The sequence below is a fragment of the Polyangiaceae bacterium genome (assembly GCA_016715885.1).
Lineage (GTDB): Bacteria > Myxococcota_A > Polyangia > Polyangiales > Polyangiaceae > Polyangium.
On sequence record JADJXL010000020.1, the window covers coordinates 1,318,270 to 1,329,919 of the forward strand.

The following is an 11,650-nucleotide window of genomic DNA, read 5'->3' on the forward strand; positions in this document are numbered from 1 at the left end:
GCGGCCATGCGCTCACCGCTCGCGGATTCACAATTTCAAGCACTGTACGAAGTCGTCGGCCCTCTTGGACGCGGAGGCATGGGCGAGGTTGTTCGAATCCGGCATCGCGTCTGGGAAATCGACCTCGCCGCCAAGGTTCCTTTGCCAGCCACGGTCGCGTCGGCCGGGGGCTTGCCACACTTGCGCCGCGAAGCGGAGACATGGATCCGCTTGCCGAACCATCCGCACGTCGTCACGTGCCATTACGTGCGTACGTTTGCCGATACGCCGGTCATCTTCACTGAATTCGTCGAAGGCGGGTCGCTCGCCGACGCCATCGAGCGCGGCTCGTTCAAAGGCGGCGCAAAAACCGAAGCGCTCGTTACGCAGGCCCTTTCCATTGCGCTCGACGTCGCTCACGGGCTTGCACACGCGCACGCCGCGGGCGTCGTGCATCAAGATGTCAAGCCGTCCAACGTGCTGCTCGATGAACACGGCGCAAAGCTCACGGACTTCGGGATCGCTGCCATTGGAAAAAACGAGATTGACACGGCCAAGCTGCCTGCGATTCGTGGCAATGGCACCATGGTCGCAACGGTCGTCGGGATGACGCCGCTTTATGCATCGCCCGAGCAATTGGCGACGTTACAATCATCGAAACGCCGCAAACGCGAGCCCATTACGCGCGCCACGGACATCTGGTCGCTCGGCCTGACGCTGCTCGAAACATTGATTGGCAGAGCGCCATGGCAACCAGGATCCGCCGAAGCCGTGCTCGACAAGGCGGATGGCCCGTGGATCGATGCGGTCGATTTGCTTCGTCGCATGCTCGCGGAAAAACCGTCGGCACGCCCCAAGGCCGTTGAAGTCGCCGCCGAGCTCGCCGCATTGCTGGAGCGCCGAGGTGTCGCGCGCAAGCCGCCCATGGGCGCGGAGATGCGCGCCGATGCGCTCAACAATCGCGCCGTATCGCTGCTCGACCTCGATTCACGAGAAGAAGCGCGGCAGCTCCTTCGCGAAGCGCTCGCCATTGATCCTTGCCATCCCGAAGCCGTTTTCAACGATGCACTCCTCGCGTGGAGGGCAGGCGAAACGACGGATCGCGGGGCGCTCGATCGCGTGAGGCAAGCCGTCTCCGCAAGCACCGATTGGCAAGCCAAACTGCTGGAAGCATGGATTCAAATTGAACGCGGCGACGAAAAAGGTGCGTGGTTGGTGCTCGACCGCGTCGCCGAACATGCTCGAGGCGCCGTTCGCGGCACGCGCGCGGTCGCTCGCGCATCGCGTGCCGTTCGAGATGCCGTGCGCGAAGTCGGCAGCTTTCGCGCGTGCGGCCTCACCGCGGATGCGCTCGCGCTGTCTCACGATGAACGGCGCGTGGTCGTCGGCGCGCGCGATGGCTCGATTGGCATCTTCGACCTTTCGAGCGGCCGCTGCGAGCATCGCATACGCGCCCATGCGGAATACGTTTTCGGCGTTGCGATCACGCGCGACGGCCGGCGGGTCTATTCGACGGGTTGGGACGGCGTTTTTGCCGCGCACGACGTCGAAACGGGCAGACGCGTTTTTCAAAAAAAACAGCCGGGCAAACTATCGACGCTCGTATTGTCCGCGGATGAAAAACGCGCGTGGACCGGGAGCCTCAGCGGGACGTTTCGCGCGTGGTCCATCGGCAAGCGCAGCGCGAAAATGGTGGGGGATTGGTTGTCCCTTGCCGACGACAATTCGATCATGTGCGCCGCGCTCACACCAAATGGCAAAACGCTCCTCGTGGGTGGCGAAGACGATGTTTTGCATTACATCGATGCCAATAGCGGTGAAACACTGCGCAGCCTGAAACTTTCGTCGCGTCCGTATAGCCTCGCATTCGTGCCTGGCGGCGATCGAGCGACGTTTCTGGTGGGTCGAGGCGATCAACAGGTCACGCTGCACGACCTCGAAACGGGCGAGCAGCTCGGCGCGCTGCGCGACTTGCAATCGTGGGTCAGCGTCGTCGCGGTCAGCAAAGATGGCAAGTGGGCCGTTTGCAACGAGGGATTGCATTGGTCGCTCTGGGACCTCGCTGCACGCCGGTGCATGCGCACGGTCGAAGCGCCGGCGATGCTCACGGAAGCGGTATTCTTATCGAATGGGGAGCTCGTGACATTGGATTGGTCCGGCATGGTGCGGCGGTACGTCATCGAGGCGCCCGCACCCGCGCCCACGATGGTGGCATTGCCGCGCCGTTCACGCGAGCTTGCGGCAGGACGCCAGGCTGTCGACGCAGCGCTTGCCGAATCTGCCGCAGCGCTCGATGAGGGCCGTATCGATGCAGCGCTCGCAGCAGCAAAGCGGGCACGTGACGCGCAAGGTTTCGAGCGCGCGCCGGATGTGCTCGCGCATTGGGAGCGTATCGCGCAGCGCGCGAAACGCATTGGCGTGCGAGCCGTTTGGCCTGTCGATCGTTGGGGTAAGGTGGATGCGTCGTCCGGGTTTGCGCTCGATCCTTCGCGCCGCTTTCTCGCAGCGCCGGACGAAAAGGGAAATGTGATCGTTTGGAAGCTCGATTCGCAAGGCACGCCCGAGCGCGCGCGTGAGATAGCATTTCCGGAAGACGAGCTTTCATCGCGTGCGCTTGCCTTTTCAATGGACGGCGGGCTCCTTGCAATCGGCACGTACATGCATCTGCACGTCGTCGATCTCGCGGGCGGCCCGATGCGCACGTCGACCGTGCCTCGAGGCTACGTGTCGGATGTTGCATTCGGTGGCCCGCAGGGAAGCCTCGTCGCTGCGCTCGACGATCACGGCCACGCCCATGTTTTTCGCGCAAATGACCTCGAACGAATCGCAACGGTGCGCGGGCCCGAAAACTGGACGAATGCTCTCGCATTTGCGGGTGATGATCGATTGCTGACCGGTGACTACGATGGTCACCTCATTGCATGGGACATCGCGAAAGCCGCCGAAAGCGGTTTTCTTCCCGGCGAATGGAACTCGGACGACAACCGAAAGCCGGAACCCGCACAAGCTTTCATTCGCGATTTCACGGGGTTCGCGATTGCCGGTTCGCGATCGATCTCCGCAATCCGGGTACGCAATGGGCACATCCATTATGGTTGTGCGGACAATGCGCTGCACGTTTTGGAGCTCGCGTCGGGAAAGCATGTTCTATCGCTCGAGGGCCACGGCGCCTCCGTTTCGTGTTTCGATTTCTTGGACGAGCATCACGTCGTGACCGGGAGTTTCGACAAGACGGTACGAATATTCGATTTGCGCAATGGCGCATGTTTGACCGTCGTCGAAGGACACACGCATACGATTTGGGACGTTGCGGTGCTCGGCCCAGGACGCTTCGTCACGGCGAGCGACGACGAACAGATCCGGCGGTTTCACGTAGATTGGGAGCTGGCGGAAAAAGACGCGCAAACGGCTTGATTCACGGCTTCCATCGGTCGGTCCCGAGCCGCAACGAGAGCAACCCCGGCGAACACTCTCGACATCGCGGATGAATTCTGCGAACCTCGGCGCATGGCTTATCGTTCGAGCGCTCGGGAGGAGCCCGAAATCGCACATGCGCCCGCAGGCGATTCGCTCACTCGTATCGATGTTTCCGGACGCGCAGGTATGCCCGGTGCACCTGGGCGACGTGGAGCCGACGGGTACGGCTCAGGTGCCGACGGCCAGTCCGGCGGACATGCCGGCCCCGCTGAACCGGGGCAACACGCGGGCATCATTCACGCGGTCTTGAGCCCCGATGCATCGAATGCCGCAAGCGTCCTCGTTGGAGGCAAATACACGACGGCCGACGGCCATCGCAGCCTGCTGGGCTTTGCGGTTCCCATGGGCGACGCCGGTTTCATCGATCTCGTGGCGCGTGGAGGCCTCGGAGGACGCGGCGGAGACGGAGGACGCGGCGGCGACGGCGCGACGGGATCGAGCGGTCGCGATGCAAGTCGATATTCGAGCGGCAGCGACGGCGGACCTGGAGGCGATGGCGGGCGTGGCGGCAATGGATCGAGCGGCGCGAGTGGCGGCTCGGGCGGCGCAATCGTCGTGGAAGTCGCCAAAGAGGACACGCATTTGTTGATGCTCGTCAGGCAAGGCGTCGAAGGAGGACCCGGCGGCGCGCCCGGATCGAATGGCGCCGGAGGCTCGGGCGGCTCGGGCGGCTCTGGAGGCAGCTCCTATTCGTGGACGGAGACCGAATCGTATACCGACAGCAATGGCGACACCCAAACGCGAACGACATACCATTCCAATCCGGGAGGTTCGTCCGGACGATCGGGCAACCGCGGCATGCCCGGGTCCGCATACCTGACCCCAGGCGCAGCCGGATCGAATGGCAGTTTCGTGATTCATGTTACGCACAATGGCGAAACCGCTGCATATCCGGATCGGTACGAATTACGGCTCCTCGGATTCGAGCATCGAAGCGACAATGACGATGGCATCTACGAGCCCGAAGAATCCATACACATTACGAACATCGAGGTGATGAACGTCGGCTCGATGCCGACGCCAGCGACGCGAGAAGTGCAGCTTTCGCTCCGGGAACAAGGCTGGATCATACCTGAAAAACAACATCTCGTCGTGCCATTTTCGCTTGGGCCTGGAAAGCGTCACGTCTTTGCTACGGAAAAACTCACGGCCAAACTCGGTGCATTTCACCCATCGAAACCATCGGATCCGCTCGCGCAAGAAGAGGTCGTGAGGCACAGAGCCTACGTGCCCGACGTGCGGCGTGAATTTTCCGCATACGAAAATGCGCGCAGTTTCGAGCTCGGGCGATTTTTGATTCGATTTCCCATCGAATCGTCCCCCATTGAAACGCTCTATTCGCTCGGCCCTGGACAAGCTGCACATCTTCGGTTTCGGATCACGAATACGTCGACTCGCCCGTACGGGGCCAATTCGCAGCTCGGACGTCGCATTACATTCCGACTCTTCTTTCACGAGAGCGAACTGGGCGACGAGGATCTTCTTTTTTTCGACGACACCGGCGCGCGCGTTCCACTGTCTCGAGGGTTTGCACGGGAAATTCCCGAACTATTGCCTGGACAATCCATCGTCATCGAAGGAGTCATTGCCATTTCGGAAAAAGCGCCATTTTATCGCGCGGGGCGAATGTGGCTTTCGCTCGAGCTCGGCGCCATTTCGGATCCTTCGCGACCGAAGCCGATTCAATATCGGGCTTTCGACGTCCGTGTTTCGCGTCCTTTCGATCGGCGCAGTCTCGGCGATGTGCTGCTCGTCGTCAACAATCGCACGGAAGCGGGAGAAGTCGAGGCTTGGCAACGGCTATGTTCGGCGCTTGGTTTGACCTGTTCCATCTACGATCTTTCGTTGGAAGGTGGATTCGATCTCGGAGGACAGGACAGCACGTTCATCGAAAAACTTCGCGATCGCACCGTCGTTTTCCTCAATCAACTCATGGATACGGCCAAGGGCGAACGCAAATCCATCCATTACGCTGCCAAAGGCGAGCTTTTCGATTTGTGCGCATCCGGCGGACGCGTTCATGTCGTTGGTGAAACGTTCAATTTCGAGCGCTTTTTGCTCCCCACGTTCGAGAGCGCCGAGTCCAAAGCCATCGTCCCCGCCCGATCGACGTACCTCGTGCATGAGAAGGGCAAACCTCGGCATACCTTGTCGGTGGGCGACGCGCCACATCAGCTCGAAATAACAAAATGGTCCATTTTTGGCCTGGGTTTCCCGAGCGAAAAGGCGCTTCGGAAGCGAGCGCTGTCATTGCATGAAAAACTCGAGCGACTCTACCCGGGCCGCCGTCACGTGCTCGTGTGGGAGCTCGAGCCAAAGCTCGTGAAAGATTACATCGTGGCGTCACGGTGGGACATGGGTCGCATATCGATCCATCGCTCGCTCGACGGAGTACCGGCATCCATTTCGGCGGCTTCGATGACAGGCCCCAAGCCAGATCAAATCAATGGCATTCTCCAGCACGACAATGTCATGCATTTCGTCCTTGCGTTGCCATTTACCGAAAAGCTCGGGCGGTTGGAGCTTCTCACGCAAACGTCGGCAAAATCCGCCATTCGAGGCGAATCCGAGGCTTCGACGGAAGCGCTCGAAGACATCCTTCTTCGTGCAATCGTCGTCGATTTGGTCGAAGAGCAGGTCGATCTCTTGCGACATGGGTGGTGCCAAGGCATGACGCCGCGGTCGCTCCGCGCAGCGCTCGTTTGCATGCGCGAGGTCTCGGGCAAGCTGTATTCGTCGATCAAGGGTTTGCCCGAGGTTCCTGCGCAAGCAGCGCTCGTGCGTATCTTGTCGAGCATGCACTTTTTTGCATCGAGCCAAGTGCGGGCTTGGGAATACGTGCCGCCTTTTCTTTTCGAGCGGCGGGCGCCGGTAATGCGCGGCGTGACGCTCGATTTGATCAGCGAGTGTATCGTGCGGGTTTTTGGAGGTACGGATCCCACGTCACCCGAGGGGAAGGAGCGAATTCGCGTCGCCAAAATCGCTGTCGAAACGGCACGCAAATCGCTCGCCAACAAATACAAGCAGGCAAAAAAGCAGCAAGAGTGGCTCGGCAACTGCGCCTCGTATGCGCGTGACCTTTTCCTCGCGCCGCTTTCGAATCCAGCTTTCAAACGAAGCACCAACGTCTTGCGCGACCCGAAATCGTGCATCATTTCTAGTGGGCAATACGTCGAGGCTCGGAGCAAAGACCAGCAGCTTGCAGGTAAACGCCGCGTGATGATGAAGCGAGCGGCAAGCGCGCGCGAAGCCCTGCTGCTCGAGGAGCGTTGCGAAGAGCTCGTGGCGAGGGCGAACAGGGGCTAGATGGCTTTGCAGACGACACGCAGAGGCGGCACTTCCAAATATCCAAATGAGTGACCAAACCTATCCAAATCGAAGCGCACTGGATGTGAGCACGGTTGGAATGGGGTCGAATGCGAGTGCCCGTTCGATGACGTTTCGTAATTCGCGCACATTTCCAGGCCACGCATACGTCGTGAGCGCCGAGATCGCGTCGGGCGCGAGCACCGGTGGCTCGTGGCCCTGCGGCGTGAAGCGCTGAAGGAAATGGCGCGCAAGGGCAACTGCATCCTCGGGGCGTTCGCGCAACGGCGGCACGTGCACCGGCACGACCTGCAAGCGATAAAACAAATCCTCGCGGAAACTGCCCTCGCGCACGAGCCTCTCCAAGTCGCGGAACGTTGCAGCCACGACGCGTACGTCGACGCGTACGGGTTTGCGTTCACCAAGTGGAAGGATTTCTCCGTTTTCCAAAAATCGAAGCAGCTTCGGTTGGACGTCGAGCGGTAGCTCCCCAATTTCGTCGAGAAATAGCGTGCCCGTTTCGGCCGCGCGAATGACGCCCGGCTGGTCGGTTGCAGCTCCCGTGAACGCCTCTTTCCGATATCCGAAAAGTTGCCCCTCGAAGAGGTCGCGAGGCACCGCGGCGCAATTGAATGCAACGTAAGGACGCGTTGCACGGAGCGACAAATCGTGAATGGCGCGCGCCACGACTTCTTTGCCGGAGCCGGATTCGCCCGTGATGATGATGTTCGCACGCGACTTCGACAAACGCGCCAAGTCCGCCTTGAGCCGCCGCATCACGGAGGATGCCGAGACGAACTCGGGCATATCCGGGACATCGCCTTCGGCGGCGGGGGGCGGCGGCGCCCGATCGACATAGCCTCGCAGCGTGGCCACTTCGAGCGCCAAGCTTGCGACGTTCGCCACGGTACCAAGGACCATGCGAGCATCTGGCAAAAGCCGCCCCGCGAGACTCAAGCGGAAGCGGCGCCCCGTGCCATCGCCGAATTCGATGCTCTCCGACGCCACTGCCGTGGAATTCCCCATTTCGTGTCGAATCGCGGAGACGCCACGCGAATCGATTTCTTCGAGCCGCACGGTGGCCGACGGAAAAAGCTCGTGCAAACATTCGACAATTTCGCGATGAAGCAGCTCGGGCCCCATCCCGCGCACCGACAAGCGAGCAATGGGTCCGACCACCCGCGCCAGCGTTTCGTTTTCCTCGATGGGCAGGTTGCGCCCAGCGTGGCTTCTTTTCCGTTTCGTGTGGACTTTCGGGCGGCACGTCACGCCGAGTTTTTCGAGCGCGCCATGTGCCGATGCCACCATTTCAGAAGCATTGGGCGCGTCGAGGTCCGCGAGAACGGCGCCAAGCGTCCAGGTCACGAGCGCAATCTGCAATCGATCATGAGCGAGTGTGAAGGCATCGAGCGCGCTTTCGTGCAGCGTCCGCGCTTCGTGCAATTTGCCCTCGCGATACGCAAGGAGCCCGCGTAGCCAGCGCAAAGCTGCCGATCCCCATACCGAAGGCGCCGTGTCGAGCGTTCTCTCGGCCCTCCGAAGCGCCCTTGCTGCTTGTTCTTCGTCCCCGGCGAACATGGCGAGCGTCGCATTGCCCAGCATCACCATTCGACGCAAAAACGTCCACACGCCCGAATCGTGGATCGCGCCCGCTGATTCATCCGCCCGATCGACGGCATGAGATACCTCCACTCCATCGAGCGCGTCCGCAATGGCGAGGACCATTTCAGCCACGTGGCGCATTGCATCGGCAAAGGTGACGGTTTCGGCTTCGAGCAATTTCTGGCCGAGCGGCCGTATCTCGCATTCCTGTCCGGTGAGCACGAGAATTCTTGCGAGGAGCAGCGGCATGCTCCCGTAAGACCAGCGCAAATCGCAAGCGATCTGGATGCCTTCCTCGAGTGCGACCCGCGCCGCATCGAAATGCCCGAGGCGTACATTGGCCTCTCCCGTCGCGTATGCCAGAAAAAGCGAATGCCAACCTGGGACTGCGCGCGCTTGCGTCGCGTACGCATTGGCGCGCTCGGCGTGTGCGAGCACGGTCTCGGGATCGATGCCGTCATCGATCTGCGACAAGATGGCCTGTGACAAAAACCGCGCATGCAAGTAATGAAACGATCCTTCGATCGCGAGCCGCTGCATTTCGGCCAAATGCTTCGGAGCATCCTGCGGACGACTGTCGACATAACATGCCACCGTACGCAATTCCTCGGCATGAAATCGCAGCAAGGGGCTCGATAGATCCTGCTCGAAATCGCTCGCGCGTGCGAGCACGCGACGAACGAGCGGCGGTTCGTTGGACACGAAGGCCGCAATGGCTTGAGCCATCCACAAGAGAAAACGGCTTTCCGTACCCGCATTGCGAGGCAAAGCACGCTCGGCACGAGCGATATAACTATTCATCTTGCCGACATCGAAAATGCGCCCATCCAGGCCGCCAAAAACGAGCGCGGCCGTGATGTACACTTCCGCTTCGACGAACGTGGGTAACGCCCCCGTTTCGGCATCGAACAAAAGCGGAGTCAACGTCGTGAATGCAGCGAAAACGTCCGCCCGTGCCCAGAGCTGAATACGGGCCACGGCTTGCGTTGCAAGAATGCGGCTCGAAATTGCCTCCAATCGATTCGACGACAAAAGCGTGATGAGGGCCGATTCGGCGCGGCGAAAATCACCCTGCATGAGCCTTTCGAGCGGCGGAAGCAGTTCCGCCATGTCCTCCGGCCCGATTTCTTCGGCGGCATGAAGGTCCGGATCAGGCTCCGGAGCTGGTTTGGACATTTCCATTTGCACGAGCGCCGGTGTTTGGATAGGCAAAGCGTGCTCCGTGCCAGCGGCGTAACCATCGAGGCGCTGCTTGATGAGGCCCCGCGGGCGCCGAGCTTCCGGTGCACCATCAGGCAACTCCCATCGGTACACCGTGAGTTCGGTCACTCCAAGTAGCTTCGCGAACGTGGCGCGGCTGTGTTCGCCACGCAAGTTTCGGATACGCTCGGCCGTCCAAACGACTCGGTCTTGCATCGTCGTTCGGATATCCGAACTTCCGTTTTTCCGCAAGCGACATCGTCATCCGTTCACGCGAACCATCAATCGAAATCGGCCTGTTTCACGGCGTATCTCGTCACGATGATGGAGCCACACCAGCGCGCCTCTTTCGATAGCTGAACGGAAATGTCCAATTTGCGGTTTGGACACGAAACGGAAGCATCCAAATCACAGCGCCTATTCCAAACATTCGCGGGATTTTACAGCACCCCACCGCTCGCGTGATGCATCGATTGCCGCGCGGATCTACAGCACCAATGCAAATCAGCCGCACTGGAACGAGATTGCCGCAACCGATAATGCGCCGCGTAATCGAAGTATCCTCAGCCGAGCCGTAAAAAGTTGTTTTCTCTCGACCCTCGTTGATCTAGTCTTCACCATCCACGCACGGAGGAAAACCTGATGAGTTACGAAGTCGCCCAGTATGCTCGCAACTATGAACGCATGGTCGGACGCGAGATCGCGTATTCGGACATGGTTTGCAACCAGTTTGTGCTCGCGGTTCTGCGTGGCACGGTCGCGCCGAACATTCCGAACATGCGCGCCGACGATTTTGTGAATTCGCCTTCCTTCCAACGGGTCGACACGCCTCGAGCTGGCGACTTGGTCCATTGGCCGGGCCACATCGGCATCGTGCTCGATCCGGACCTTGGCGTCTTCATCGGTTCGCAGACTTCGACAGGTGTCGCGGAAAGCAATTACAAGAGCGGCTGGTGGAGCGGCGCTTTCAACGGAAAGCGCCCCGACTACTTCTTGCGCTATACGGGGTTCTGAGCGTCGCTGGCCTGACCCATGCAGGCAATCTGGATAGCCCCCCGACAATGATCGCCAGCCGCTCGTCGTCCGAAGCCTATTCAGGATAAATACCGCCTTCTCGATCACTCCAAAATCCCCGTTCACACCACAGTTCGGCTGCAGAGCGCTATGAAAACGCGCTGCGAACGCGGGTCGAGCCTCGTGCGCTTCATCGAGCCCGCCGCGCTCCATGCCGCAGCAAGTTCCAAAAAACACCCACCACATTCTTGAAATCGATGGGGACCCACAAGGGCAGCGCTTGCCCCTCTGCCCAATTTGGCACTTGCTCGCAATACCACGAGATGAACGGACTACCGCGTCGATACGAGCGGGACTGTTCGACAGCTTTGGCATCAGCAACGTGAACCGGAAACTGCGCCGCCCAGGGGTTTGCGGGATCGATGGGCAGGTTGCGCTTTTGGGCCAGCTCGTGAAGCAAGGGCAGCACATGCGGAGGTGGTTCCAAACGGGGGTGCGGATAGACGCGTGGCAACATGCGCGCTGCAAGGTCATATGCGAGGGGGCTGGTCGCCACCGCCACGCCGGCCATGGGGCGTCCCGGATGAGCGGCCATGATCTCGAGTGCCTCTCGGACGCACTGAAATTGCAGGCTGCGTGACGACTGATATTTCAATCGGTAGAACAAGCCGCTCGTCAATACCAGGTGCTCGCGCGGGCCAGCGCCGAGCGTGTACGAGTTGATGTTGGCAAACCCCGCCAATTCGCCCGTTTCGCCAAAACCCATGACCAAGCGGGTATCGTCGAAAAGATGCCTTTGGACCCAATCCGACTTGCTCATTCCCGCGGCAATCTCGTTCCACAAAGCGTACACATCGTCTGCAAGCCGCGTTCGCTCGTCTGACGACAACTTTCCCCAAACGACACATTCCACGCGCTCGACGGGCAATCGCATGCTCATTGCTCCTCCAGAAAACTCATGATGCGCATTTCATAACCTCCCCCGACGCGATGTGTGGTTGTGTATCTGCACGCCGATCGGGCTCCATTGCTTCTCCGCGTGCGACACAATTGGGGGGCTCGCGAGCGTACT

5 protein-coding genes are annotated in these 11,650 nt (G+C 60.3%); 3 read left to right on the top strand and 2 right to left on the bottom strand.

The annotated features are described in order from the left end of the window. The first annotated feature begins 6 nt into the window (after window positions 1-6). Both IPM54_30765 and IPM54_30770 read left to right on the top strand, forming a co-directional pair. Window positions 7-3,393, top strand: coding sequence for a protein kinase (locus IPM54_30765; GenBank protein ID MBK9264170.1), 3,387 nt, complete (start codon window positions 7-9; stop codon window positions 3,391-3,393). 93 nt (window positions 3,394-3,486) lie between these two features. Further along, complete coding sequence (locus IPM54_30770; protein ID MBK9264171.1) at window positions 3,487-6,762, top strand: collagen-like protein; 3,276 nt, start codon at window positions 3,487-3,489, stop codon at window positions 6,760-6,762. 60 nt (window positions 6,763-6,822) lie between these two features. Here the strand turns inward: IPM54_30770 and IPM54_30775 are convergent, their stop codons facing one another. Further along, on the bottom strand, window positions 6,823-7,905 hold the full coding sequence (locus IPM54_30775) for a sigma-54-dependent Fis family transcriptional regulator (GenBank protein MBK9264172.1): 1,083 nt from the start codon (window positions 7,903-7,905) through the stop codon (window positions 6,823-6,825). Window positions 7,906-10,206: 2,301 nt separating this feature from the next. Here IPM54_30775 and IPM54_30780 point away from each other — a divergent pair. Then, entirely contained in the window at window positions 10,207-10,578 is a 372-nt protein-coding gene (locus tag IPM54_30780) for a hypothetical protein (GenBank protein MBK9264173.1), read from the top strand. A 190-nt stretch (window positions 10,579-10,768) separates the two neighbouring features. On the opposite strand, the gene IPM54_30785 is transcribed toward IPM54_30780, so the two are convergent. After that, the gene (locus IPM54_30785) at window positions 10,769-11,512 is read right to left on the bottom strand and encodes a hypothetical protein (GenBank protein MBK9264174.1); all 744 of its coding nucleotides are present in this window, start codon (window positions 11,510-11,512) and stop codon (window positions 10,769-10,771) included. Window positions 11,513-11,650: the final 138 nt, after the last annotated feature.